General features: G+C 62.7%; 26 protein-coding genes. 12 read left to right on the top strand and 14 right to left on the bottom strand.

Annotated elements, in window-relative coordinates:
- Positions 1-153: 153 nt before the first annotated feature.
- From LVY71_RS22415 to LVY71_RS22390, 6 genes are all read left to right on the top strand, one after another.
- On the top strand, positions 154-1,143 hold the full coding sequence (locus LVY71_RS22415; RefSeq protein WP_235102132.1) for a small ribosomal subunit Rsm22 family protein: 990 nt from the start codon (positions 154-156) through the stop codon (positions 1,141-1,143).
- A 72-nt stretch (positions 1,144-1,215) separates the two neighbouring features.
- Positions 1,216-1,596, top strand: coding sequence for a COG4315 family predicted lipoprotein (locus LVY71_RS22410; protein ID WP_235102131.1), 381 nt, complete (start codon positions 1,216-1,218; stop codon positions 1,594-1,596).
- A gap of 202 nt (positions 1,597-1,798) precedes the next feature.
- Positions 1,799-2,359, top strand: a complete 561-nt coding sequence (locus LVY71_RS22405) for a LemA family protein (protein ID WP_235102130.1) — start codon at positions 1,799-1,801, stop codon at positions 2,357-2,359.
- 35 nt (positions 2,360-2,394) lie between these two features.
- Entirely contained in the window at positions 2,395-3,552 is a 1,158-nt protein-coding gene (locus LVY71_RS22400; protein ID WP_235102129.1) for a M48 family metallopeptidase, read from the top strand.
- A 144-nt stretch (positions 3,553-3,696) separates the two neighbouring features.
- Positions 3,697-4,455, top strand: coding sequence for a P-loop NTPase family protein (locus LVY71_RS22395; RefSeq protein WP_235102128.1), 759 nt, complete (start codon positions 3,697-3,699; stop codon positions 4,453-4,455).
- Positions 4,456-4,471: 16 nt separating this feature from the next.
- The gene (locus LVY71_RS22390; RefSeq protein ID WP_235102127.1) at positions 4,472-5,140 is read left to right on the top strand and encodes a P-loop NTPase family protein; all 669 of its coding nucleotides are present in this window, start codon (positions 4,472-4,474) and stop codon (positions 5,138-5,140) included.
- Positions 5,141-5,144: 4 nt separating this feature from the next.
- Here the strand turns inward: LVY71_RS22390 and LVY71_RS22385 are convergent, their stop codons facing one another.
- The 10 genes from LVY71_RS22385 to petA form a co-directional block, all read right to left on the bottom strand.
- A complete protein-coding gene (locus LVY71_RS22385) occupies positions 5,145-5,945 on the bottom strand; it encodes an SDR family NAD(P)-dependent oxidoreductase (protein WP_235102126.1) in 801 nt (266 codons plus the stop codon).
- A gap of 18 nt (positions 5,946-5,963) precedes the next feature.
- Positions 5,964-6,503: an adenine phosphoribosyltransferase gene (locus LVY71_RS22380; protein WP_235102125.1), complete on the bottom strand. Its 540-nt coding sequence runs from the start codon at positions 6,501-6,503 to the stop codon at positions 5,964-5,966.
- A gap of 34 nt (positions 6,504-6,537) precedes the next feature.
- Positions 6,538-8,703 carry an anthranilate synthase component I gene (locus LVY71_RS22375; protein WP_235102124.1) on the bottom strand — a complete coding sequence of 722 codons (2,166 nt, stop codon included), beginning with the start codon at positions 8,701-8,703 and terminating at the stop codon, positions 6,538-6,540.
- Positions 8,704-9,562: 859 nt separating this feature from the next.
- Entirely contained in the window at positions 9,563-10,036 is a 474-nt protein-coding gene (locus tag LVY71_RS22370) for a GNAT family N-acetyltransferase (RefSeq protein ID WP_235102123.1), read from the bottom strand.
- Positions 10,033-10,707 carry a dienelactone hydrolase family protein gene (locus LVY71_RS22365; protein WP_235102122.1) on the bottom strand — a complete coding sequence of 225 codons (675 nt, stop codon included), beginning with the start codon at positions 10,705-10,707 and terminating at the stop codon, positions 10,033-10,035. The genes LVY71_RS22370 and LVY71_RS22365 overlap by 4 nt, the downstream gene beginning before the upstream one ends.
- Before the next feature lie 26 nt (positions 10,708-10,733).
- Complete coding sequence (locus LVY71_RS22360) at positions 10,734-12,029, bottom strand: flavin-containing monooxygenase (RefSeq protein WP_235102121.1); 1,296 nt, start codon at positions 12,027-12,029, stop codon at positions 10,734-10,736.
- Positions 12,026-13,009, bottom strand: coding sequence for an SDR family oxidoreductase (locus LVY71_RS22355; RefSeq protein ID WP_235102120.1), 984 nt, complete (start codon positions 13,007-13,009; stop codon positions 12,026-12,028). Before LVY71_RS22355 ends, LVY71_RS22360 begins: the two co-directional genes overlap by 4 nt.
- Positions 13,006-13,953: a bile acid:sodium symporter family protein gene (locus LVY71_RS22350; RefSeq protein ID WP_235102119.1), complete on the bottom strand. Its 948-nt coding sequence runs from the start codon at positions 13,951-13,953 to the stop codon at positions 13,006-13,008. The genes LVY71_RS22355 and LVY71_RS22350 overlap by 4 nt, the downstream gene beginning before the upstream one ends.
- A gap of 138 nt (positions 13,954-14,091) precedes the next feature.
- On the bottom strand, positions 14,092-16,170 hold the full coding sequence (locus LVY71_RS22345; RefSeq protein WP_235102118.1) for a cytochrome c1: 2,079 nt from the start codon (positions 16,168-16,170) through the stop codon (positions 14,092-14,094).
- A gap of 48 nt (positions 16,171-16,218) precedes the next feature.
- Positions 16,219-16,785, bottom strand: coding sequence for a ubiquinol-cytochrome c reductase iron-sulfur subunit (petA, locus tag LVY71_RS22340; protein ID WP_249788629.1), 567 nt, complete (start codon positions 16,783-16,785; stop codon positions 16,219-16,221).
- A 235-nt stretch (positions 16,786-17,020) separates the two neighbouring features.
- Between petA and LVY71_RS22335 the strand changes: the two genes are divergently transcribed.
- From LVY71_RS22335 to LVY71_RS22310, 6 genes are all read left to right on the top strand, one after another.
- Entirely contained in the window at positions 17,021-17,479 is a 459-nt protein-coding gene (locus tag LVY71_RS22335; RefSeq protein ID WP_235102116.1) for a tRNA (cytidine(34)-2'-O)-methyltransferase, read from the top strand.
- Positions 17,476-18,108 carry a 7-carboxy-7-deazaguanine synthase gene (queE, locus tag LVY71_RS22330; protein ID WP_235102115.1) on the top strand — a complete coding sequence of 211 codons (633 nt, stop codon included), beginning with the start codon at positions 17,476-17,478 and terminating at the stop codon, positions 18,106-18,108. Before LVY71_RS22335 ends, queE begins: the two co-directional genes overlap by 4 nt.
- 22 nt (positions 18,109-18,130) lie before the next feature.
- On the top strand, positions 18,131-18,496 hold the full coding sequence (locus tag LVY71_RS22325; protein ID WP_235102114.1) for a 6-pyruvoyl trahydropterin synthase family protein: 366 nt from the start codon (positions 18,131-18,133) through the stop codon (positions 18,494-18,496).
- Positions 18,497-18,519: 23 nt separating this feature from the next.
- Positions 18,520-19,413, top strand: coding sequence for an oxygen-dependent coproporphyrinogen oxidase (gene hemF / locus LVY71_RS22320; protein ID WP_235102113.1), 894 nt, complete (start codon positions 18,520-18,522; stop codon positions 19,411-19,413).
- Between the two features lie 214 nt (positions 19,414-19,627).
- Positions 19,628-20,410: an outer membrane protein gene (locus tag LVY71_RS22315; protein WP_235102112.1), complete on the top strand. Its 783-nt coding sequence runs from the start codon at positions 19,628-19,630 to the stop codon at positions 20,408-20,410.
- Between the two features lie 131 nt (positions 20,411-20,541).
- Positions 20,542-20,805, top strand: a complete 264-nt coding sequence (locus tag LVY71_RS22310; protein ID WP_235102111.1) for a YodC family protein — start codon at positions 20,542-20,544, stop codon at positions 20,803-20,805.
- A 13-nt stretch (positions 20,806-20,818) separates the two neighbouring features.
- Here the strand turns inward: LVY71_RS22310 and LVY71_RS22305 are convergent, their stop codons facing one another.
- Genes LVY71_RS22305 through LVY71_RS22290 form a run of 4 tightly spaced genes read right to left on the bottom strand, consistent with a single transcriptional unit; the run spans position 20,819 to position 23,648 of the window.
- On the bottom strand, positions 20,819-22,075 hold the full coding sequence (locus LVY71_RS22305; RefSeq protein WP_235102110.1) for a CCA tRNA nucleotidyltransferase: 1,257 nt from the start codon (positions 22,073-22,075) through the stop codon (positions 20,819-20,821).
- A complete protein-coding gene (locus tag LVY71_RS22300) occupies positions 22,072-22,335 on the bottom strand; it encodes a DUF6111 family protein (RefSeq protein WP_235102109.1) in 264 nt (87 codons plus the stop codon). The genes LVY71_RS22305 and LVY71_RS22300 overlap by 4 nt, the downstream gene beginning before the upstream one ends.
- Positions 22,332-23,024, bottom strand: a complete 693-nt coding sequence (locus LVY71_RS22295) for an NUDIX hydrolase (RefSeq protein ID WP_235102108.1) — start codon at positions 23,022-23,024, stop codon at positions 22,332-22,334. Before LVY71_RS22295 ends, LVY71_RS22300 begins: the two co-directional genes overlap by 4 nt.
- 15 nt (positions 23,025-23,039) lie before the next feature.
- Positions 23,040-23,648, bottom strand: a complete 609-nt coding sequence (locus tag LVY71_RS22290; protein ID WP_235102107.1) for a DUF1285 domain-containing protein — start codon at positions 23,646-23,648, stop codon at positions 23,040-23,042.
- Positions 23,649-23,674 lie beyond the last annotated feature (26 nt).

Here is a 23,674-nt window from a genome sequence, read left to right as displayed (position 1 = left end):
CTCCCCGTTTGGGAGGCGTCATCCAGAGCTGCGAGCCACATTGATGGCGAGCCTCGAAGGATGGGCAGCACGTCACGCCGTCACCCTTCGAGGCTCGCAAGCGCTCGCACCTCAGGATGATGGGAAGCCGGGTCGAGAGGCCACACCCAAGCCATGATTCCTAACCTCCCCGCCGAGCTACAGGCCGCGCTCGCACGCAAGGCCGAAGGCCTGTCGCGCAACGATGCCGCGCAGCGGGCGGCTGCGATCTCGCAGACCTATCGCAGCGGCGGCGGCTCGGGCCGCATCAGGACCGGCGATGACGCGCTGACCTATGCGCTGGCGCGGATGCCCGCGACCTATGCCGCCATCGCGGCGAGCCTGAATGCGCTCACGGAAATCAACCCGGGTTTTGCGCCGCAGAGCCTGCTCGATATCGGCGCGGGACCGGGGACGGCGACATGGGCGGCGGCGGAGACTTTTGCATCGCTCGGCAGTTTCAACCTTCTCGATGCCAACACGGCGCTGCGCGATCTCGCCCTCGCGCTCGCCCAGTCGAACCCGCGCCTCACCCCGATCCACTATCAGTCCGGCGACGCACGCAAACTGCTCGCCACCGCGCCGGAAGCGGATCTCGTGGTCGCAAGTTACGTCATCAATGAACTAAGCGAGAGCGAACGCGCGGCATTCGCTGACGCGATGTGGGCCAGGACGCGCGATACATTGCTCGTCGTCGATCCGGGTACGCCGGCCGGATATGCGCGGATCATCGACCTGCGCACGCGACTGCTTGCAGTTGGCGCGCATGTGATCGCGCCCTGCCCCCACGATGCAGCATGTCCGCTGATCGCGCCGGACTGGTGTCATTTTTCCCAGCGCCTGCAACGGTCCCGCGCGCATAAACACCTCAAGGACGCCGAACTTCCCTATGAGGATGAAAAATTCAGTTACATCATCCTGTCGCGCAAACCAGCCTCGCAACGCGCTGTTCGCGTACTGGCCCAGCCGCAGACCACCAAGATTGCCGTGACCGCTAAACTCTGCACCGCCAAGGGTGTCCAGACGGAGAGCGTGCCGCACCGGGACAAGGCCGCATATAAGCGCGCAAAGAAATGGAACTGGGGCGATGCGGTTTTCAATGGCGAACGCATAGTCCCGGAATAATTCTCCCGCGCCGGAGTTTGTCCTGATGACGCGTTTGCGTCCGACGCAGAATTCATCAGGAGTACAACAGCGATGTCCAAAACATTCGCCGCGATGGCGGCTTTGACTCTCATGCTCGCTTCAAGCGCCGCGTTCGCCCAGGCCGCGAAGGTCGCCGATACGCCGAAGGGCAAGGCTTACGTCGATGCCAAAGGCATGACGCTCTACACATTCGACAAGGACAGCGACGGCAAGTCGGCCTGCAACGGTCCCTGCGCCACCAACTGGCCGCCGCTGATGGCAGCCGGCGATGCCAAGCCCGCGGGCGACTGGACCATCGTCACCCGCGATGACGGCAGCAAGATGTGGGCGCTCAAGGGCAAGCCGGTCTACACCTTCGCCAAGGACACCAAGCCCGGCGACACCACAGGCGACGGCTTCCTGAACGGCGCCTGGCACATCGCCAAGCCCTGAGCGGAGAAATCTGCCATCAAACGCGCTCGTTCATAAATCCCGCCCCCGCATCGGGGCGGGATTTTTCATGAATTTCGTCAAATCATTGAACCCATTCGCCTTGCGGACAATCTAATCGTGACGAAGCCGCCATGTGGCCCTGCCGCGCGCCGGCATTTTCGGCTAGGTTCGGTCATTCGTTGTCCTCAAGGAGCTTTCCCTCATGTCGTCCGGCTGGATTTTACTCGGTGTCATCGTCGTCATCGCCCTGTTCGCGTTCGGCGCCTACAACCGGCTTGTGGCGCTGGCACAGCGCGTCTCGCAGGCCTTCGCCGACATCGACGTGCAGCTCAAGCAGCGCCACGATCTGATCCCGAACCTCGTCGAGACGGTCAAAGGCTACGCCACGCACGAGAAGGGCACGCTGGAAGACGTGGTGAAAGCGCGCAACACGGCGATCTCCGCGCAGGGACCCGCGCAGGTATCTGCGGCCGAAGGCCAGCTCAGCGCCGCGCTCGGCCGGCTGATCGCACTGTCGGAGGCCTATCCAGACCTCAAGGCCAACGCGAATTTCCAGCAGTTGCAGTCCGAACTGTCGGACATCGAAAACAAGATCGCCGCCAGCCGCCGCTTCTTCAACAACGCTGTTCAGGAATACAACACCGGCATCCAGCAATTGCCGGCGGCTTTGTTCGCGGGTGCGCTCGGCTTTACGAAGAAGGATTTCTTCGATCTCGGCGAGCAGCGCGGACAACTCGAACAGGCGCCGTCGGTCAAGTTCTGACCGCCTGAAATTCCGGCAACGGCGAGCAGCGCATCATGGCCGCGTACGGTCTTTACACGCATATCGCATCGAACAAGTTTCGTTCGATGCTGCTGCTCGGCGGCCTGTTCCTGCTCGTCTATGTCATGGTGTTCGCCGGCGCGCTGATCGCGGAAGCGGTCATGAACAGCCAACGGCCGTTCGACGATTACATCGTTCTCGCGACCCGCGACCTGATCCGGGCCTTTCCCTACGCCACCATTGGGTCCGCGCTCTGGATCGTGATCGCCTATTTCTTCAACCAGTCGATCATCGATGCCGTCACCGGCGGCCATGAGGTGACGCGGCAGGAGCAGCCACGGCTCTACAACCTGCTCGAAAATCTCTGCATCTCCCGCGGCATCCCGATGCCGAAACTCAAGATCGTCGATGACAGTGCGCTCAATGCCTTCGCCTCCGGCCTCAACCGCCGCCAGTATTCGATCTCGGTCACCAGCGGCTTGCTGAATGCGCTCAACGACCGGGAGATGGAAGCGGTTCTCGGCCATGAGCTGACCCATATCCGCAACGGCGACGTGCAGCTGATGGTGGTCGCCGTGATCATCGCCGGCGTGATCGGCTTCGTCGCCGAACTGGTTTTCCGGATGGTCTTCAATTCAAACTGGAGATTCAGCGGCGGACGATCCTCGTCGGACAGCGACAGGAAAGGCGGCGGCGCGTTCGGAATTATCCTGCTGGCCATAGCACTGATCGGCCTGGCATGGGGGCTGTCGCTGGTGGTGCGCTTTGCGCTGTCGCGCTCGCGCGAACTGCTGGCGGATGCAGGCTCGGTCGAACTGACCAAGGACCCCGATGCCATGATCATGGCGCTGCGCAAGATCGAGGGCCGCGGCGAACTGCCGGGCGCAACCTCAGCCGTCATGGAAATGTGCATCGACAATCCGCGCGAAGGCTTTGCCGACCTGTTCGCCACCCATCCTTCGGTCGATTCTCGCGTCAAAGCGCTGGTGCAATATGCCGGCGGCCGCGATCCCGGCCCATTGCCGTTGCCCGGCGGGGAAACCATCGATGAGAGCGGTCATGGTGAACCACAATATGACGGGACGCGGCCCCAGGCGCCGCCCGAGGCTCCCCGCAGGGGCCCGTGGGATAGTTCCCCCGCGCCAACTCCGTCGCCCAGCGGCTCCATCCTTGGCCCCTGGGGCCGCCGATAACCCCTCAGCCCAAGAAGCCGGTGGTTATTAAGTATAACCGTCCCGTCAAGAATTGAATTATCTCTCGTTTCTGCCATGTTCCGCCAGAAAGCAGGCTAAGCTGCCGTCGTCAGGCGGGCGTGTTTGGTGCGTAAAAGGGGTCTTATGGCGAAACCGGCAGTGATCGTAGTGGGCGCGGACAAGGGCGGGGTCGGCAAGACCACGGTTTCCCGCACCGTTCTCGACTATTTCAGCGCAAATAACATCCCGACCCGCGCTTTCGATACCGAAGCGCCGCGCGGGACCCTGAAACGGTTTCATCCGGACATCACCGAGATCGTCGATGTGACCTCCACATCCGATCAGATGAAAATCTTCGATACGCTGAACACCTCGGGCACCAGCGTCACCGTGATCGACGTCCGCGCAGGACTTCTATCGCCGACGCTGGCCGCGTTGCGTGACATCGGCTTCCTCGATGCCGCCAAATCCGGCCAGATCACATTCGCCGTGTTCCACATCCTCGGACCGTCCATCGCATCGCTCGATGAAATCGCCGAGACGGCGAATTTCATGGACGGAGCGAAGTACTTTCTGGTGAAAAACTTCATCAACAACACCAGCTTCTTCGAATGGGATCAGGCAACCTACAACTCCTATTTCCACCGCATCAAGAACGCGACCGAACTGACGATCCCGAAACTGAACGAAATGGCCTACGAGCAAGTCGAAGTCGCCTCGGTGCCGTTCCTGAAATTCGTCGCCAATAAGGGCGTGAAAGACGAGCCCGCAAACTATTCGTTCGTGCTGCGCGGCTATGTCCGCCACTGGCTCGGCAACGTCTGGGGCGAATTTGACCGCATCAAGCTGACGGAAATCGTGGGCTCGAAGGACAAGCCGCGGACACATACAGGCGAGATTTGACCGCCGGACATCGCGGATGCGCCGCACGCCCGTTTATATCGTCTGCTCTCCCCGACCTGCGGTCGGCAAGACGCTGATCGCCCGGGTGCTGACGGAGTTTCTGCTGTTGAAGAACGGCGCAGTATCGGCCTTCGACATCAACCTGCGCGAGCCCTCGCTCCTCGACTACCTTCCCGGTGTCACAGAAACCGCCCTCATCAGCGACACGTTCGGCCAGATGGCGCTGATGGACCGGCTGATCGTCAATGACGGTGTGCCCAAAGTCATCGATCTCGGATTTCACGCCTTCGACGAGTTTTTCAAGGTTATCGCGGAAATCGGCTTCATCAAGGAAGCCGAACGCCGCGGCATCGACCCCATCATCCTCTTCATCCCCGACCGCGACCGTGCTTCGACCGTTGCCTGGCAGATGCTGCGCGCGACATTTCCCAATGCCGCGCTGGTGCCGGTCGAAAACGAACATGTCCTTTGGGGCGCGCTGCCTCAGGCTTTCGCAGGCGCTCGGCCGTTCAGGATCGCAGCACTGCCCGCGTTCCTCAAGTCGATCATCGGCCGGCTGAACTTCTCGTTCTCGCACTATCTGCGCGCCAACCACGACCAGTCATCGGAACTGCATCAGTGGGTGCGCAACAATTACACCCGCTTTCGCGAGCTGGAATTGAATCTGATCCTGCACAAGTTGTGAGGGATCAGTAGTAGATGCTGCCGGGGATGCCGCCGCCGGCAGCGATGACGTCGCCGTTGATGGCGATCGACTTCGGCGAGGCGAGAAACGCGACGATATAGCCGATTTCCTCGGCGGTAACGAGGCGGCGGATCGTATTGAGATCGTTCATCGCCTTCTCGACCTCCTCCTTCGTCTTTTTCTGGATGCCGGCGCGCCACTCGATCACGCCCGGCGTTTTCTCCGTTCGCGTGAGACCGGGATGAACACAGGTCACATTGATGCCCTTCGGCCCCAGTTCATCCGCAAGGTTCTTGGTCAGCGCCGCCACGCCGACATTGCGGATGCTGCCGACCGTGGTGCCGGTCTGCCGCGCGCCGAGTCCGCTAATGTTGATAATGCGGCCCCAGCCCTGCGCCGTCATCAAGGGGGCCACCTCACGCGCCATGCGCAAGTATCCCATCACCTTGACGTTAACGTCGCTCCAGAAAATCTCGTCGGTGATTTCGCTCAAGGATGGCGGCTTGGCCTGTCCACTTGGCTGCGCCGCGCTGTTCACCAGCACATCAATCCGGCCGAAGTCGTTGCGGATCGCGGCGACCGCGGCGCGCACCGCGTCATCCTTGCCGGTGTCCGCCGAATAGGCGCGCACGGTCCGGCCGGTTTCGCCGGCAATTTCCGACGCCGTCGCCTTTGCCGCTTCCAGATCACGCCCGACGATGGCGACGTCCATGCCTTCGCCCGCGAGCGAGCGGGCAATGGCCTTGCCGATGCCCCGCGTTCCGCCGGTGACGACGGCGATCTTGCCCTTAAGCTCCAGATCCATTTGCCGCCCTCGTTGTTGTCAGTGCCCGTCGAACGTCATCAGCGTGCGCACCGGCACGTCCATCGCGCGCAGCTTGGCCGCGCCGCCGAGATCCGGGAGATCGATGATGAAACATGCCGCGACAACATTGGCGCCGATCTGGCGCAGCAGCTTGACCGCGCCCTCGGCCGTGCCGCCGGTCGCGATCAGATCGTCGATCAGGATGACGCGCTCGCCGGGCTGGATGGCATCGGCATGCATTTCCATTTCATCAAGGCCGTATTCCAGCGAGTAAGCGATCCGCACCGTGGTGTGCGGCAGCTTGCCCTTCTTGCGGATTGGCACGAAGCCCGCGGAGACCTGATGCGCGACCGCGCCGCCGAGGATGAACCCGCGCGCTTCCATGCCTGCGACCTTGTCGATCTTGGAGCCGGCCCACGGCTGCACCAGTTCATCGACCGCGCGGCGAAAGGCCCATGCATTCCCCAGCAGCGTTGTGATGTCGCGGAAGATGATGCCGGGTTTCGGATAGTCCGGAATGGCGCGGACCGTGGCCTTCAAATCGTCTGCAAGAGTCATATGGCGTCTTTCAAAATCTCAAGAAAATGGCTGCTCAGGCATTGGCCTTCTGGCCAAGGCGAAATGCATTCTCCACGATCCGCAGTCCGACGTTGCCTTCCAGCGACATCAGCGACTCTGGATGAAACTGCACGCCGCCGACCGGCAGCGTCTTGTGCTCGATGGCCATCGCGATTCCATCCTCCGTCGTCGCGGTGACCTGCAGCACGTCCGGCATGCCGTCGCGCTCGACATAGAGCGAGTGATAGCGGCCGATGGTGACTTCGTTCGGCAGGTTACCCATCAGCGTGCCGCCGCGCACCTGAACACGCGAAGGCCGCCCGTGCGCCGGCAACGGCAGTTGTCCGAGCTTGCCGCCGAAATATTCGCCGATCGCCTGCACGCCGAGACAGACACCGAACACCGGCAGCTTCTTCTCAAGCGCCGCGCCGATGAATTTCGAAACGCCGAAATCCTGCGGCCGGCCCGGACCCGGAGACAGCACCAGCAGATCGTATTTTTCCGTCTTCAGCAGTGCGAGCGCGTGATTGTGCCGGGTGACGGTGACGGTGGCGCCGACCTGACGGAAATAATCCGCCAGCATGTGCACGAACGAATCCTCGTGATCGATCAGCAGCACCCGCTTGCCGGATCCTGACGCATCGGGCTGGAAGGCTGACAGCGGCTTCGGCGGATCGCCGCGCAGCGCCTGAAACAGCGCCGCCGCCTTGGTCTGGCATTCCTTCTCCTCGGCGACGGGATCGCTATCGAACAACAGCGTCGCGCCGACGCGCACTTCGGCGAGGCCGTCCTTCATGCGGATGGTGCGGATGGTGAGGCCGGTGTTGATGCTGCCGTCGAAGCCGATGAAGCCGAGAGCGCCGGCATACCAGCGACGCGACGACCGTTCGTGATCTTCCACGAACTGCATCGCCCACAGCTTCGGCGCGCCGGTGACGGTGACAGCCCAGGCGTGGGTGAGGAAACCGTCCAGTGCATCAAACCCCGGACGCAGCATGCCTTCGACATGATCGACGGTGTGAAACAGCTTGGAATAGGTCTCGATCTGCCGCCGCGCCAGCACCTTGATCGACCCCGGCACACAGACCCGCGCCTTGTCGTTGCGATCGACGTCGGTGCACATGTTGAGCTCGAATTCGTCCTTCTGCGAATTGAGCAGCTCCTGAATCTGCTTGGCGTCGCTGATGGCGTCCACGCCGCGCGCGATGGTGCCCGAGATCGGACAGGTCTCGATCCGCCGTCCGTCGGAACGCACGAACATTTCCGGCGACGCCGCCACCAGGAATTCGCCCTCGCCGAGATTGATCAGCGCGCCATAAGGAGAAGGGTTGATCCTGCACAGCCGCTGGAACACTTCGGCCGGGGTGCGCTCGCACGGTTCGGCGAACAACTGTCCCGGCACCGCCTCGAAAAGGTCGCCGCGCGCGAATGCCTTGCGCGCGGTTTCGACGGTTTCCTGATAGACGCCGGGCGCGTGATCGGCAAAGCCCTCGCGCTTGGTCTTGGCGTAAACGCTCTGCGGCGTTTCGCGATCGAGGCCTTTGGTCGATTGCCCGTCCCACGCAAAATCGTAGCTCAGGATCACGCCACGTCCCGTGGCGCGGTCATAGGCCAGAATGCGGTCGGGAATGTAGAGAACGATGTCGCGCTGATCCTTCTCGCGCGTGCGCTTCTGCTTCAGGTCTTCGAACTGGAACACGAGATCGTAGGCGAAGGCGCCGAACAGGCCGAGCAGCCCATCATTCGGCGAACTGAACGCCGCGATGATATCGCGCACCAGCGACACGACGGATGCGCGCCGCGTGCGCTGGTCCTCGTCCACCGGAGCGTCGCCGCGCACGATATGGCCTGCAAGGCGTGTCGCGCTCTTCTCGGTGATGACCGCGCAAGGCTCCTTCAGGGTCTGGCTCAGAAACGCGACCAGCACCTTGCCGCGCGCGTTCAGCGCCTCGATGAAGAAATCCGTTCCGGTGGATTCCAGCCGCAGCGGCGGATCGGCAAAGCCGAGATCGAAGCTCTCATAGCGGCCCGGTACCGTGGTGCCCGACGACAGAACCACGCCGCGGCGGGTGTCGAGTTGCTCGATCAGCCGGTCGAGCGCCGCTCCGCCGGTAAAATGCTCGACGGAACGCGTCACGTCCAGGCCGCGGGCGGCCCGGTATTCACTCTGCGCGGGAAGCGAGAAAACTGTCCTGTTCATCTGGTCCTCTTACGAGACTTGCTGGAGGAACGCCACACAGGACAAACGAAAAAGGCCGTCGCTCTGCGATGACGGCCTCGACGATTGAAATTCACGGGAATCGCACCGGCCACCTTTAGAAGGTGCGCCACCAAAGACGGGCTGGGCAGGATGCGGTGTTCATGGCGGGCAAAACATCATTGGCGCGAGGCGATGTCAAGGGGAGCAATGCAGGATCCAGGCCGCCCCATTCACAATTCGTCATAGCCGGGCGCCATCTCTCTCCATGTCGTCCCCGCGCCATTCCCGAATTCCAGATTCGATTGTCATACAGCCACGCGCCATTATTCCCGCGCCGCGCGCGAGTTTTGCTTTCAGTCTCGCCCCTCAACAACGAGGGGCATGGAGCGCCGCAAGGCGCAAATGTCTTGTTTCGCTTCCTCTGCGAAAAGGAAGCGCGTCGCCTCACGGCGCTCCATTCGCGGCGATTTGTGTCCGGGGGACCGTGCTTCCGGGACAGGACGAGCGCGTATCGCGCCTCCGATCCGGCAGGCTTTCGCCCGCCTTCATCCTGTCCTCGTCCAGCCATTGAAGGCAGAGCCACGTAGTTGGCCCGGACGGTGACCCCCGGCCTCCCGGACGTGTGGGTGCGAATCCACATCGCGCAGGCGCCGCATCCTGTTCCGCTTCAAAAGCGCCCTCGAGAAGCGCCCCTCACGAACAGGACGCTTCGAACTTAAGAGAGGTTTGAAGCGCGGGGATTGGTATCCCCATCACAAAATGTTTCGACTCCTCGTCATTCCGGGGCGCGCGTCTTGGCGCGAACCCGAAATCCACCTTCGCGGTCGCAGCCCATCCCCTCGCGGGACGACATCCGGATTTACCGCGAGCCGTCCGGAACGCGCACGAACACGGTAACTTTCCGCTCCCCGACATTCTCCTCGACCGGGGTCCAGCCTTGGCGAGTGTAGAACCGGCGTCTTTCCTTCGGGGCACAGAGGTAGACCCTCCGGAAATTAAGCGCGAAGGCGCCCTCTGCCGCGCGCCCGACCAGCGCAGAGCCAACCTGCTGCATCCGGTATTTCGGATCGACCCAGACCGCAGCAACCCAGGGCGCGTATTGAGGACGATCCTCAAGGTCGGCAGCGATCACCGACGACGTGCCCATGAACGTGTCGCCGCGATGCGCCACCAGCGCGAACGGAATCGGCGACGGAGACATGTTCTCGCGCAGGCGGCCGACGATATAGTCGGCCGGAAAGCCCCGCTCCTTCCACCATCCCCGCCAGATGCGGTCGGCAACCGCGTCGAAAAACGCCGGTTGCTGACGCAAATCGGAGATGGTGAACGTCACCCCAAATGCTTCTTGAAGAAGTCCGTGGCCCGGCCCCAGGCGAGTTCCGCGGCTTCGCGGTCATGCACCGCCGCCCGCTCCTCGTTGACGAAGGCGTGATCGGCATCATAGCGGAAAAACTCCGCGGTCTTGCCGGCGGCCTTCAGACCCTTCTCGAAAGCGTCCACCACCTGCGGTGTGCACCAGTCGTCGCGGTTTGCGAAATGGCCCTGCAACGGAATCTTGACGTCGGCGGGCTTCGCCGCCTGTTCCGGCGGAATGCCGTAGAAGGCAACGGCCGCGGCCAGTTCTGAAATGCGCGTCGAGCCGATGATCGTCACCGCGCCGCCGAGGCAGAAGCCGGTGAGGCCGACCTTTGCGCCGTTGCGCGCGAGATACTGCGCAGCGCCGCGCACCGTCTGGGTGGTGGCGTCCATGAAATCGAGCGACCCCATCTGCTTGTTGGCTTCGTCGGTGTCGTGATAGGGCACGACCACGCCGTTGTAGAGATCGGGTGCCAGAGCATCGAATCCGGCGAGCGCAAAGCGATCGGTCAGCGCCCTGATGTTTGCCGACAGACCCCACCACTCCTGGATGACGACGACGCCCGGCGCATTGCCGCGCGCGGCATTGGCGAGATAGCCCTTGGCTTCCTTGCCGTCGGGACGCTTGAAAGTGATGGTCGTACCCATGAAGTCCTCCGATAATTCCAGGCTGGTTATACCGCGGGCGAAGGAACGCTCAAGCTCGCGATGGCTTTCTGAAGATCACGTTTGTATTGCAGGAAGTCGACGAAAATACCGTGGTCGCCGCGATCCTTGCCCGGAGGCCGAGCATGAAAGGCGGCGATCTTGTCGCGAAAATCCGCCGTGGTATCGGCGCTTTCCTTTTGCGCCCTGATATAGGCCGCAATCAGATCGGCCTGCAGCGCGCGGCCCGGCCAGCCGACGCCTGCCCCTTCAAGCAAACCCGCGACATAGAGGCCATTCGGACGCGACGGGAAGATATTGAGATAGAGCCGCGGCGCATGGCGCTCCGGCAGCCAGTTCAGTTCGGAGAGATCTTCGAGAAACGGAAACGTGATCTCGTAGCCGGTCGCGAGCAGAACAAGATCGACCTCGTCTTCCTGTCCGTCGGCGAAGACAACGGTATCCCCGCGAAATTCCCGGATCGGCTTGCGCAGGGTCACATCGCCCTGCCCCAGATGCTGCAGCACCAGCGAATTGACGATGGGCGTCCTGTCGTAAAGCCGATGCTGCGGCTTCGGCAGGCCGAAGCGCTCGGGCGGCCCGACCAGAAACCGCAGGATCGGTTCATGCAGCATCGAGCGCAGCCGCTTCGGGATGATAAAACGCCTGGGCTTGTGGTTGCCCTCGTCGGCCGGCTTGCCGGCGAGGAACTTCGGTACGAAATGATTGCCGCCGCGCACGCTCCACAGCACCTTGCTGGCGCGGTGAATCGCATCGACCACGATGTCGCAGCCGGTGTTGCCCATGCCGACCACCAGAACGCGCTTGCCTTCGAAAATGTCGGCGGTTTTGTAATCTTTCGCGTGCATCAGCTTGCCGCTGAACTCGCCCGCAATCTTCGGCGTCAGGGGATCGCTGAGATGGCCATTGGCGAAAATGACGCTCTCGTAATCGTCGCTCGTGCCGTCGCTGAATGTTGCGCGCCAGCTGCCGTCACGCTGCTCGATCTTGTGAACATCGGTATTGAAGCTGATCGAGGGATAGAGATCGAAATGCTTCGCAAACGATTTGAAATATTCCGAGACCTGCGCATGGCCGGGATAGGCCGGCCAGTCCTCCGGCATCGGGAAATCCGCATAGGCCGTGGTGCGCTTCGAGGAAATCAGATGGGTCGAGGCATACACCGCGCTGGCGGGTGAGCCATAGAGCCATTGCCCTCCGACGTCGGCGTTTTTCTCCACGCAGCGCACCGGCAGGCCGGCTTCCTTCAGGCTTTTGACGGCGGCAAGCCCCGCCGGGCCAGCGCCGATGACGAGCGTCGTCATGTCGCGTTCTCCGGACGCCCGTCACGATAGCGCTCGAACACCTCGCGTGCGTTGTAGCGCGGCGCGAATCCGAACTCGGATTTCAGCTTGTCATTGGCCAGCACCGGCCGGTACTGCACGAACTTGACCGCCGCGGGGCCGAGCTTGGTGACGCGGAGGAATTTCAGCAGCCACAGCAGAAATTTCAGCGGACCCGCCGGAATCGCAACATAGAATTTTTGATTGAGCGCCGCGATTTCGCGCAGGCTCAGCACGCCGTCGCCCGAAAGATTATAGGTCCCCGGCCTCGGATCACGAACGGCCTGCACCAGCGCCGCGACCACGTCGCTGTCTGCGATCAGCGAGAACGGCGTCGAGGTGCCACTGAGGCCGACCACCACCGGCCGCTCGAACATCGCCGTGATCTGATTGCTGGTCGTGGGTCCGAGCACCGTGCAGGGACGGAACACGGTCTGCTCCAGATGCGGATGGAGGTCGTGCCATTCGGTCAGCATTTCCTCAACCTCGCGCTTGTTGCGCGCGTAGGGAAAATCCGCGTTGCCGCGCAGCGGATCATCCTCGTGCAACGGCACCGGGTTGTCGGCGTAGTAGCCGTAAGCCGCGCCGCTCGACGTCACGATCAGATGTTCGACAGCGGTCTCGACGCAGCATTGCAGCACGTTCTTGGTGCCGAGCACGTCGATTTCCCAGTCAAGCTGCGGATCGCCGCCGACAGCGACCACCGATGCGAGATGCACGATGGTTTGCGGCCGGTGCTGTTGGAAAATATCCTTCAACGCGGGATCGCGAATGTCGCCGGCAAGATAGATGACGTTTGCCAGCCGCTCCTGTTCGGGGACCTCGCGCAGATCGAGCGCAATGATCTCGGAATTGACATTGCCGCGCGCGAGTTCGGCGATCAGCGAGCGGCCGATGAACCCCGCCGCGCCGGTGACCAGCACACCGCCGTTCCGCGCGTAATGTCCGTGCGCCTCGCTCATGCGGCCACGTCCGTCTGTTGCGCCCGAGCCGCGTCCTGCGGATGCGGGTCGCGGCGCTTCCACCACGCCGCCAGCGCCCAGCCCGACACCAGATGCCAGACGCCCCACCCTGCCGCGACCAGCGCCGCGCCGCCAATGCCATCGAACTGGTTGAGGATCAGCGCCAGGCCAAGCCCCGAATTGTGCATGCTGACTTCGATGGTCATCGCGCGGGTGTCGTAGTTGCTGAGGCGCAGCAGCCGCGCGGTACCCCAGCCGAGCCCGATGGCGATGGCGTTGTGAAGCACGACGAACGGCAGGATCGATTGCACGAAGGTCGTGAGGTAGCGCGCATTGCTGAAAATTGCGCCGCCGATGAACACGATCAGAAAGAGGAACGACAATATCTGCAACGGGCGGCGCAGCAGATGGCCGAGGCGCGGCCAGTAATGCACCGTCGCAAGACCCAGCGCCATCGGGATGCCCAGGATCGCCATGGTCGAACCGAGGAACGACAGCGGCTCGATGCTGACCTGCCGCAGCAGCGCGGCGGTGTCGGGATTGAGCGCGGCCCAGAACAGGATGTTGAGCGGCGTCGTCACGATGGCAAGCAGGCTCGACACGCCGGTCATGCTGATGGACAGCGCGGTGTTGCCGCGCGCCATGTGGGTGATGAGGTTCGAGATGTTGCCGCCCGGGCACGCGGCCACCACCATCATGCCGAGCGCGATACTGGGCTGAGGCTTGAGCAGCATGGTGATCGCCCACGTCACCGCCGGGAGCACCGCGAGCTGCGCCAGCAGTCCCGCCAGCGGCGCGATCGGCCTGCGAAACACTTCGATGAAATCGTCGATCCGCAGATCGAGCGCGACGCCGTAGATAATCAGCGCAAGCACGCCGCCGAGGACCAGTTGTCCCGTCGGATTGATATTCAGCAGAATGTCGTCAATCGGCGCGCCCGTCATTTGCTCCTCAGCATGGAGCGCCAACGTTAGTTGAGCGGACCACAGGACGCCAGCCTTGCGGAAATATGCTGCATCGAAGCATTGGCGCAGCAAAAAGGCCCCGCGCGGGGGCCTTTCGCGGTTCGAATAAGGGGACGCTTAGTGCGCGTCGGCCCAGACCTTCTTCTTGGTGAAATACAGCAGGCCCGACAGCACGATCAGGAAAATGAAGACCTGCAGGCCGGTCCGCTTGCGCGCCTCGAGGTGCGGCTCGGCGGCCCACATCAGGAACGCGGAAACGTCCTTGGCATACTGCTGCACGGTGGCCGGCGAGCCATCGTCGAACGTCACCTGACCGTCGTTGAGCGGCTTCGGCATCTTGATCGAATGGCCGGGGAAATACTTGTTGTAGTAAGATCCCTCCGGCAGCGCGAAGCCGGCCGGTGCCTTCTCCTCATAGCCCTGCATGAGTGCGTCGATGTAGTTCGGTCCCTTCTCCTGGAACTGGATGAAGGCGTCGAACACGAACTGCGGGAAACCACGCTCGTAACCGCGGGCCTTGGCGATCAGCGACAGGTCCGGCGGATAGGCGCCGCCGTTGGCGGCACGCGCGGCCTGCTCGTTCGGGAATGGCGACGGGAAATAGTCGGCCGGACGGCCGGGGCGCTCGAACATATCGCCCGCATCATTCGGCCCATCCTTGACCTTGTAGTCGGAGGCAAAAGCGGCGGCCTGCGCCGGCGAATAGCCCGGTCCACCCGGATCGCTCAGGTTGCGGAACGCCACGTAGGACAGTCCGTGACAGGACGAGCAGACTTCCTTGTAGACCTTGAGGCCACGCTGCAACTGCCCCTGGTCGAACTTGCCAAGAGGACCGGCGAACGACCACTTCAGCGACGGCGGCGTCAGCCCGTGGGAGTCATCGGCCGCACTGGCCTTGCCGGCAGCGCCAAGCATCAGCGCGCCGCCGACCGCAAGCGCGATCATGGTCGAAACCATCGGCGTCTTGGTCGAGCCGGTTTTCCTCAGCACGTCTTCAGCGATCGAGTTCGGCAGCGGACGCGCGGTCTCGATGCGGCTCAGGATCGGCAGCACGATCAGGAAGTACGCGAAGTAGGCAACCGTCAGCACGCGGCCGGCGATCACGTAGATGCCTTCAGGCGGCTGAGCGCCGAGATAACCGAGGCCGATGCACACCACCACGAAGATCCAGAAGAACTGCTTGGCGAGCGGGCGATACTTCGACGAGCGGGTCCGGGCCGAGTCGAGCCACGGCAGGAACGCCAGCACGATGATCGCCGCGAACATCGCAATGACGCCCGCCAGCTTGTTCGGGATCGAACGCAGGATCGCGTAGAACGGCAGGTAATACCATTCCGGCACGATGTGCGCGGGCGTCACGGCCGGATTGGCCGGAATGTAGTTGTCGGGATCGCCGAGATAGTTCGGGATGTAGAAGATGAACCAGGCGAAGAACAGCAGGAAGCAGGACATGCCGAACGCGTCCTTGACGGTCGCGTAAGGCGTGAACGGCACCGTATCCTTCTCGGTCTTCGGCTCGACGCCGGCCGGATTGTTCTGACCGGACACATGCAGCGCCCAGACGTGCAGCACGACGACGCCGGCGATCACGAATGGCAGCAGGTAGTGCAGCGAGAAGAAACGGTTCAGCGTCGGATTGCCGACCGAATAGCCGCCCCACAGCAGCGTCACGATGCTGTCGCCGACGTAAGGAATGGCGCCGAACAGGTTGGTGATGACGGTGGCGCCCCAGAAGCTCATCTGGCCCCACGGCAGCACGTAGCCCATGAAGCCTGTCGCCATCATCAAGAGGTAGATGATGACACCGAGGATCCACAGCACCTCGCGCGGCTCCTTGTACGACCCGTAGTAGAGGCCGCGGAACATATGGATGTAGACGGCGATGAAGAACATCGACGCGCCGTTGGAGTGCAGGTAGCGCAGCAGCCAGCCGTAGTTGACATCGCGGACGATCAGTTCAACCGACTTGAAGGCCAGATCGACATGCGGCGTGTAGTGCATCGCCAGGATGATGCCGGTGATGATCTGCACGCCGAGCATCATCGAAAGGATCGCGCCGAACGTCCACCAGTAGTTCAGGTTGCGCGGCGTCGGATAAGCCACGAATGACGAGTGGATCAGCCCCCCGATCGGGAGACGCCGCTCGACCCATTTCAACACTGGATTTTGCGGGTTGTAGTTGGATGGTCCGCTCATGATGCGATCCTGACAAAGAAGAAGCGACGCAATCGGGTCAGATGAAAATCAGCCGATCTTGATTTTGGTGTCGGAGACGAAGGCGTAGGGCGGCACCGCGAGGTTGAGCGGCGCGGGCCCCTGACGGATGCGGCCGGAGCTGTCGTAGACAGAGCCGTGGCAGGGGCAGAAGAAGCCGTCATACGCGCCTTCATGCGCGATCGGAATGCAGCCGAGATGCGTGCAGATGCCGATCACGACGAGCCACTGGTCATGGCCCTCCTTGACGCGGGACTGGTCGCTCTGCGGATCGGGCAGGCTCGACACCGGCACCGAGCGCGCCTCGTCGATCTGCTTCTTGGTGCGGTTCATGATGTAGATCGGCTTGCCGCGCCAGAACACCTTGATGTCCTGTCCGGTGGCGATGGGAGCCAGATCGACTTCGATCGGAGCGCCGGCCGCGATGGTCGAGGCATCCGGATTCATCTGGGAGATCAGCGGCCAGGCAACGGCCGCAGCGCCTACGGCGCCGACGGCTCCCGTCGCTACATAAAGAAAATCACGGCGTGTCGGCTCGGCCGAGGTGGAAGACGTCACGATTGCAAACCCTTTCCGAACTGCAACCGGCGAAACCATCCCTTTCGACGCAATGCACACGCCGGGACAGAAGCCGGTGCCCGCGGCCCCCCGCGGTGGCAGAATGACCAGTTGTCCTACTCAACCGGGCAGAACACACGATCTAGAATCGATCTATTGGCACCCTTGCCGGGAGAGCGCAAGCCCGCTATCGGCAATTTAGTGCGACGCACTAAAACCGCCCGTCACAAAGAATTTCCTCGAATTGTCCACCGGGTCCAGGGACCGTTTCCGAATGCGCGTCGTCCTTTTCCAACCCGATATTCCGCAAAACACCGGAACGATTCTGCGGCTTTGTGCCTGTCTCGGCGTAGAAGCCCACATTATCGAGCCGGCGGGATTCCCTGTTTCCGACCGGCATTTCCGCCGCGCCGGCATGGATTATCTGGATCAGGTCACCATCGTGCGGCATGATTCCTGGACGGCATTCGAGGCGTGGCGTGCCCAATCCGGCGGCCGGCTGGTGCTTTTTTCGACAAAGGCGGCGACGCCCTATCTCGATCATGGCTACCGGGACGACGACCTCCTGCTGTTCGGCCGTGAATCCGCCGGTGTGCCGGACGACGTGGTAAGCGCCGCCGACGCGCGGCTGGTTATCCCCATCGCGCCGGGAATGCGTTCGCTGAATGTGGCTATGACGGTGGCGATGGCGCTCGGTGAGGCGCTGCGGCAGACACGAGGGTCAAAAGGGTGAGCTACGCGGTCAAGGAAATCTTCCTGACTTTGCAAGGCGAAGGCGCTCATGCCGGGCGCACCGCCGTGTTCTGCCGATTCAGCGGCTGCAACCTGTGGACAGGCCGCGAGCAGGACCGCGCCACCGCGGTCTGCCAGTTCTGCGACACCGATTTCGTCGGCACCGACGGCACGCTCGGCGGCCGCTATGCGAACGCCGACGAGCTGGCCGCAGCCATTGCCGCCCAGTGGCAGGGCCCGCAGAACCACCGCTATACCGTGCTGACCGGCGGTGAGCCGCTGCTGCAAGTGGATACCGCGCTGATCGACGCCCTGCATGCCCACGGTTTCACCATCGCGATCGAGACCAACGGCACCATCGCGCCGCCGCCCGGCCTGGACTGGATCTGCGTCAGTCCCAAAGCCGGATCGGAGCTTGTGGTCCGCAAGGGCCACGAGTTGAAGCTGGTCTATCCGCAGGCGGACAACAGCCCGGAGGATTTCGCGGGTCTGGAATTCGAGCGGTTCTCGTTGCAGCCGCTGGACGGACCTGACATAGCGCAAAGCACGCAGGCGGCGATCGCCTATTGCCTGCGCCATCCGCAGTGGCGGCTCAGCGTCCAGACGCATAAGACGCTCGGGATCAGATAGCTTAACAAGACCGGACAGACCTATGTGGGAATTGACCAAATCGTTCCGTTTCGAGGCCGCGCATTCGCTGTCCGGCACGACGCTGGGCGACGCCAGCGCCGAGATTCACGGCCACTCGTTCCGCGCCGAGGTCACCATCCGCGGCACGCCCGATCCGGCGACCGGAATGGTGATGGATCTGGGTCTGCTCGACCAGCGGATGGCCGAGGTGCAGAAAACGCTCGACCACAAATTCCTCAACAAGATCGAGGCGCTCGGAATACCGACGCTTGAGAACCTCACGCGCTTCATCTGGGAGCAGGTCCAGCATGCCGGCAAGGTGACCCGCGTCAGCGTTCACCGTGACAGTTGCAACGAGAGCTGCACTTACTTCGGCCCGCAGAAATAGACTGAGCCAGACGGAGACCTCGATTGGAAAAGCCCGTCACGACGATCGAACAGCGCAAGCAGCGCGCCCGCGCATGGTTCGAACACCTGCGCGACGATATTTGTCTGGCGCTGGAAAAACTTGAGGCGGACGCCCCGGCGGCGCTCTATGCCGGTGAGGCGACGCGTTTCGTGCGCACCCCTTGGGAGCGCACCGATCATACCGGCAAGCCCGGTGGCGGCGGCGTGATGTCGATCCTGCGCGGACGGCTGTTCGAGAAAGCCGGGGTCCATTGCTCCACGGTGCATGGCGAGTTCGCCCCGGAATTCCGTGCGCAGATTCCCGGCGCGGCTGACGATCCGCGCTTCTGGGCGTCGGGAATTTCGCTGATCATTCATCCACGCAATCCCAGCGTGCCCGCGGTGCACATGAACACCCGCTTCGTGGTGACGACCAAGGAATGGTTCGGGGGCGGCGCGGACCTCACGCCGGTGCTCGACCGCAGGCGTACCCAGGACGACGCCGACACGGTGGCCTTCCACGCCGCCATGAAGGCCGCCTGCGACGCCCACGCGGCGATCGCGCCTTACGACAAGTACAAAAAGTGGTGCGACGAGTACTTCTATCTGCCCCACCGCAAGGAGCCGCGGGGCATCGGCGGCATCTTCTACGACTGGCACGATTCGGGAGACTGGGACGCCGATCTGGCGTTCACCCAGGACGTCGGCCGGGCCTTCGCCGGGATCTATCCGGAACTGGTGCGGCGGAATTTCGCGGAGGCATGGACCGGAAAAGACCGGGAAGAGCAACTCGTCCGCCGTGGCCGCTATGTCGAATTCAACCTGCTCTATGACCGGGGGACGATCTTCGGCCTGAAAACAGGAGGCAACGTCGATTCCATCCTGTCGTCGATGCCTCCCGAGGTGAAATGGCCATAAGTCCCTTCCCTGCGCCGGAATGCGGAAAAAGATTAATAAAAAGGCACTTTTGGGCGCCTTTGACGTGTCACCGAGACAGCACACTCGCCAACTAACGCGGCCCCAAATCGTCCTCCGGGCCGGAAACCATTTGAGCCCACGCCGTACGCAAAGTATTTCTAGGCTCATAGGTGTGGCGGAATCGCGCCGCCATCAAAGTTCTTAAGGGGCTCACATGCGCAAGATTGCTGTTCTTCTTCTCGCTGCCGCAGGCGTCAGCCTGGCAGGCGCGGCGTCCGCTGCCGACCTCGGCACCGCACCGATCTATCGCAAGGCCCCTCCCGTGCAGGTGTTCTCCTGGACCGGCGGTTACATCGGCGGTTACGTCGGCGGTGCCTTCGCAGCCAAGGACACCGTGAGCGGCGTTCCTTTTGACGGCGCTGGCATCCCGGCCTTCGGCGGACCTGCAGCAACCTACAAATACGACTCCAGCTTCATCGGCGGCTACACCGACGGTTACAACTGGCAGGTCTCCCCGAACTGGGTGATCGGCTACGAAGGTGAAACCGGCTACATCGGCCTCAAGGGTTCGGCTGCCTTCGCCGGTTCGCCGACAACTCTCGGAACGGCTCGCACCGACGGTCTCTACAGCCTCTGGAGCGCACGTCTCGGATACGCCTTCGATCGCTCGCTGATTTACGTCAAGGGCGGCGCGGCTCTTGCCCAGTTCAACGTCGGCGTGACCGACGGGGCGGTTGGCACCCACACCGACACCATTCATCGCCGCTACGCTGTCGGTTACGCGGTCGGCGGCGGCTGGGAATACGCTCTCGACAACAAGTGGAGCGTGAAAGCCGAATACCTCTATCTCGGCTTCGACAAGGACATCACCACCACCGGCAACCGCAACGGCGCGCAGGTCTGGACCACGACCTCCATCCCTGGCGTTCACACCGTCAAGGCCGGCGTGAACTACAAGTTCGACCTGCTCGGTTACGTCCTCGGCGCGGTTCGCTAAACAGCCTGAGTTCTCAAAGATAGAAGCCCCGGACATGGTCCGGGGCTTTTTCGTTTTGTCGGCCGCTCTTTGTCGCCCTGTCATGACCTGCAGCTAGGCTGAAAGCTCCTCACACCCTCAAGGAGCGGATCATGGGACTGAAAGCAGGCGACGTCGTTGTTCTGAAATCTGGCGGTCAGGCCCTGACCGTCGCCGAGGTGACCGACGACATGATCTCATGCGTCTGGATCGGCGAAGAAGGCGACCTTTTCCGCGAATCGCTTCCCTCGGCGGTCCTCGAACTCGCCCCCATCGATCTGTCCGATGATGAGGACGAAGAAGATCATCACGAAGACGACAGCGATGACGACGAGGACGAAGATCATCACGAGAAGGAAAAGGCGGAGGTCGCCTGACGTCTTCTCTACATCAAAGCCGATGATCCCGCGTGAACCGCGCGACGGTGTCATCGGCGATGGCTTTCAGCGCCGCTGCATCGAGCGGAAACTGCATGGCCAGCCAGGCGTCCTCGGCCAGCGTCAGGACATGGCCAAGCGCCGGACCTTCCGCGATCCCGCGCGAGATGAAGTCCGCTGCCTTGAGCGGGAAAACCGGCGACGTCCACCGATCCGGCAGCGTCGCAAGCTCGCGCCATTGCGACGAAGAAAAATCGCTCCCTGCGCGCGCCCATGCCAGCATCATCCGGTCGCGATACCGGTCCGCACCCAGCCGATAAAGTCTGCGCTGCGCGGTCGCCTCGTCCATGCCGGTCGCACGCCACCAGCGATGCCCCATCGAATCCAGCCGCTTGGTCTCGGCATTCGACAACCGCCAGCGCTGCGACAATCGCTTCGCATCCTCAGTGACCGCAACCGCCAATGCGCCGAGGCGAAGGATCGCATTCGGCTCAACCCCAAGTTCACGCTCCGCGGCAATCATGTTGGCGAAGGCGCCGTGATAGACGACTCCCGCCGTCAGCCGCAGCAACAGTCCGGCATCGTCCATCGCCACCAATGCCGGCGCTGCGCCCTTCGCGACCATGAGTTTCAGCATTTCCATGCGGATACGTTCGGCGGAAAGTCCGGCCAGGCCCTCGCGCCCGGCGATGCAGGCAATATAGCCGGCGCGATCCGGCGGGCCCTCGCCATAAGCTGCGTGGATGCGGAAAAACCGCAGGATACGCAGGTAATCCTCCGCGATGCGCTGCGCCGGTTCGCCGATGAAGCGTACACGCCGCGCCGCGATGTCCGCGAGGCCGCCGACATCGTCATGAACCACGCCGTCCGGCGTCACGGACAATCCGTTGATGGTGAAATCGCGGCGCAGCGCGTCGCGCTTCCAGTCGCGCCCGAATGCAACTGTCGCCTTGCGCCCGAAGGTCTCGACATCCTCGCGCAGCGTGGTGACTTCAAAAGGCTGCCCCTCGATTACCAGCGTCACCGTGCCGTGATCGATGCCGGTGGGGACCGCCTTGATATGAGCGAGCTTGGCGCGGCGCATCACGTCTTCGGGCAGCGCCGTGGTGGCGATGTCGATCTCGCCCACCGGCAATCCAAACAGCGCGTTGCGCACCGCGCCGCCAACCACGCGGGCTTCCTCGCCGTCCGTATTGAGCAGCCCGAGCACGCGCGCCGTCGGGCCTGATGTCAGCCATGCGGCATCGCGCAGCGAACGCGGTGCGCTCATTTCTCGCTCCCCTGGATCAGCTTGCCATTCTCGATGTGCGCGGGGGTGTAGGTCGAGCCCGGAGGCGCGCCGGAAAACTGCGCCAGCAGCAAGAGACTGACGATCACGAGGACAAACGCGGCCACCGCCAGTTTGCCAATAATGTGCAGCGGCCATGACGACCTGGCCCAGACGCCGGAACGGCTTGCCAGCAGAAACACAGCGTAGACCGCGAAGGGAATCAGGAAGATTCCGATCTCGGTGAGGACTGGACGGATCATGAAAGACAGATCCGCTCGTAGAGCGCGCGCAGCATGCCGGCGGTCGCGCCCCAGATGTAACGCTGCTCGAACGGCATCTCGTAGAAGGAGCGCTGCATGCCGCGAAACTCCTTGCTGCCGAGCTTGTGATTGACCGGGTCCATCAGGAACGCCAGCGGCACTTCGAACGCGTCATCGACTTCATTGCGGCTGATCGCAAGATCGAAACCCGGCCGCACCCGCGCCAGCGTCGGCAGGATCCGGAATCCAAACCCCGTGGCGTAGACATCGAGATAACCGATCGGATCGATGAAGGGACGCTTGAGGCCGATTTCCTCGTCGGCTTCGCGCAGCGCCGCGTCCATCGGCGTTGCATCCGCCGGATCGATCTTGCCACCCGGAAACGAAATTTGCCCGGGGTGCTCGTTGAGATGTTCGGCGCGCTTGGTCAGCAGCACCGTTGGCACTTCACGCTCCACGATCGGAATCAGCACAGCCGCAGGACGCACCGGCCGCTCCTTTGCGATGATCTGCAGCATGGCATCGGTGCCGAAATCGCCCGTCGGCGCCAGCACATTGGGGTCGGTCAATCCCTGCGGCACATCGAAGTTCAGTCGTTGGCGCGCCCGGCGGAAAAATTCGCCGGAACTGATATCGACCGGCGCCGCGATGCCGGCAGATTCCGCGTTCTTTAAAATACTATTCGTCAACCCAAACCTCTTCCGTCAAACAGCTTCTCTGGCCTGCGCCGCATCCGCCATCGCAAAGAATACGCCGCCGGACATGACCCCGAACATCTCGCGGCCATCGACGACTCGAATTTCGCCCATCTCGACCAGATCATAGTAGAGCGCGCGCGTGACCTTTGCCCACAAATCCGCCCGCACGTGAAGATAGGGCGTCAGGCCGCCATCGGCAGCGGCCTCGAACCGCAGCCGGTGATCCCCGTTGCATGGCACCCAGTCGTCCACATTGGTGCGGAAGCGGAGCTTGCGGGCCGCTCCCTCGCCGTCCTGCTCCATTTCGACGGCAAGAAACGGCACGTCGTCGACCCGGATGCCGACCTTCTCCACCGGCGTCACCAGAAAATACTTGCCGTCTTCGCGCTTCAGGATTGTGGAAAACAGCTTCACCAGCGCCGGCCGGCCGATCGGCGTACCGAGATAGAACCATGTGCCGTCGCTTGCGATCCGCATGTCGAGATCGCCGCAGAACGGCGGATTCCACAGATGGACCGGCGGCAGACCTTTTGCCGCAGCGCCGCCCGCCGCCTGGGTCAGGCTGTCGAGACGCTGGGCCGGATTCGGTTCCTGCTTCTGCCCTTGGTTCGCCATTGTTTACCCTGACCGTTGACGCCTGT

Source organism: Bradyrhizobium sp. G127 (assembly GCF_021502575.1).
GTDB lineage: Bacteria > Pseudomonadota > Alphaproteobacteria > Rhizobiales > Xanthobacteraceae > Afipia.
The sequence above is the reverse complement of the archived record's forward strand: the minus strand, read 5'-3'. Positions and strand labels throughout refer to the sequence as shown.

Coding starts and splice junctions, on each gene's coding strand:
- LVY71_RS22395 (WP_235102128.1), top strand. CDS start 3,697: ATGGCGAAACCGGCAGTGATCGTAGTGGGCGCGGACAAGGGCGGGGTC.
- LVY71_RS22325 (WP_235102114.1), top strand. CDS start 18,131: ATGTGGGAATTGACCAAATCGTTCCGTTTCGAGGCCGCGCATTCGCTG.
- LVY71_RS22410 (WP_235102131.1), top strand. CDS start 1,216: ATGTCCAAAACATTCGCCGCGATGGCGGCTTTGACTCTCATGCTCGCT.
- LVY71_RS22365 (WP_235102122.1), bottom strand. CDS start 10,707: ATGGGTACGACCATCACTTTCAAGCGTCCCGACGGCAAGGAAGCCAAG.
- LVY71_RS22315 (WP_235102112.1), top strand. CDS start 19,628: ATGCGCAAGATTGCTGTTCTTCTTCTCGCTGCCGCAGGCGTCAGCCTG.
- LVY71_RS22390 (WP_235102127.1), top strand. CDS start 4,472: ATGCGCCGCACGCCCGTTTATATCGTCTGCTCTCCCCGACCTGCGGTC.
- LVY71_RS22375 (WP_235102124.1), bottom strand. CDS start 8,703: ATGAACAGGACAGTTTTCTCGCTTCCCGCGCAGAGTGAATACCGGGCC.
- LVY71_RS22290 (WP_235102107.1), bottom strand. CDS start 23,648: ATGGCGAACCAAGGGCAGAAGCAGGAACCGAATCCGGCCCAGCGTCTC.
- LVY71_RS22305 (WP_235102110.1), bottom strand. CDS start 22,075: ATGAGCGCACCGCGTTCGCTGCGCGATGCCGCATGGCTGACATCAGGC.
- LVY71_RS22355 (WP_235102120.1), bottom strand. CDS start 13,009: ATGAGCGAGGCGCACGGACATTACGCGCGGAACGGCGGTGTGCTGGTC.
- LVY71_RS22310 (WP_235102111.1), top strand. CDS start 20,542: ATGGGACTGAAAGCAGGCGACGTCGTTGTTCTGAAATCTGGCGGTCAG.
- LVY71_RS22335 (WP_235102116.1), top strand. CDS start 17,021: ATGCGCGTCGTCCTTTTCCAACCCGATATTCCGCAAAACACCGGAACG.
- LVY71_RS22345 (WP_235102118.1), bottom strand. CDS start 16,170: ATGAGCGGACCATCCAACTACAACCCGCAAAATCCAGTGTTGAAATGG.
- LVY71_RS22385 (WP_235102126.1), bottom strand. CDS start 5,945: ATGGATCTGGAGCTTAAGGGCAAGATCGCCGTCGTCACCGGCGGAACG.
- LVY71_RS22400 (WP_235102129.1), top strand. CDS start 2,395: ATGGCCGCGTACGGTCTTTACACGCATATCGCATCGAACAAGTTTCGT.
- LVY71_RS22380 (WP_235102125.1), bottom strand. CDS start 6,503: ATGACTCTTGCAGACGATTTGAAGGCCACGGTCCGCGCCATTCCGGAC.
- petA (WP_249788629.1), bottom strand. CDS start 16,785: ATGGTTTCGCCGGTTGCAGTTCGGAAAGGGTTTGCAATCGTGACGTCT.
- LVY71_RS22360 (WP_235102121.1), bottom strand. CDS start 12,029: ATGACGACGCTCGTCATCGGCGCTGGCCCGGCGGGGCTTGCCGCCGTC.
- LVY71_RS22405 (WP_235102130.1), top strand. CDS start 1,799: ATGTCGTCCGGCTGGATTTTACTCGGTGTCATCGTCGTCATCGCCCTG.
- LVY71_RS22300 (WP_235102109.1), bottom strand. CDS start 22,335: ATGATCCGTCCAGTCCTCACCGAGATCGGAATCTTCCTGATTCCCTTC.
- LVY71_RS22350 (WP_235102119.1), bottom strand. CDS start 13,953: ATGACGGGCGCGCCGATTGACGACATTCTGCTGAATATCAATCCGACG.
- LVY71_RS22415 (WP_235102132.1), top strand. CDS start 154: ATGATTCCTAACCTCCCCGCCGAGCTACAGGCCGCGCTCGCACGCAAG.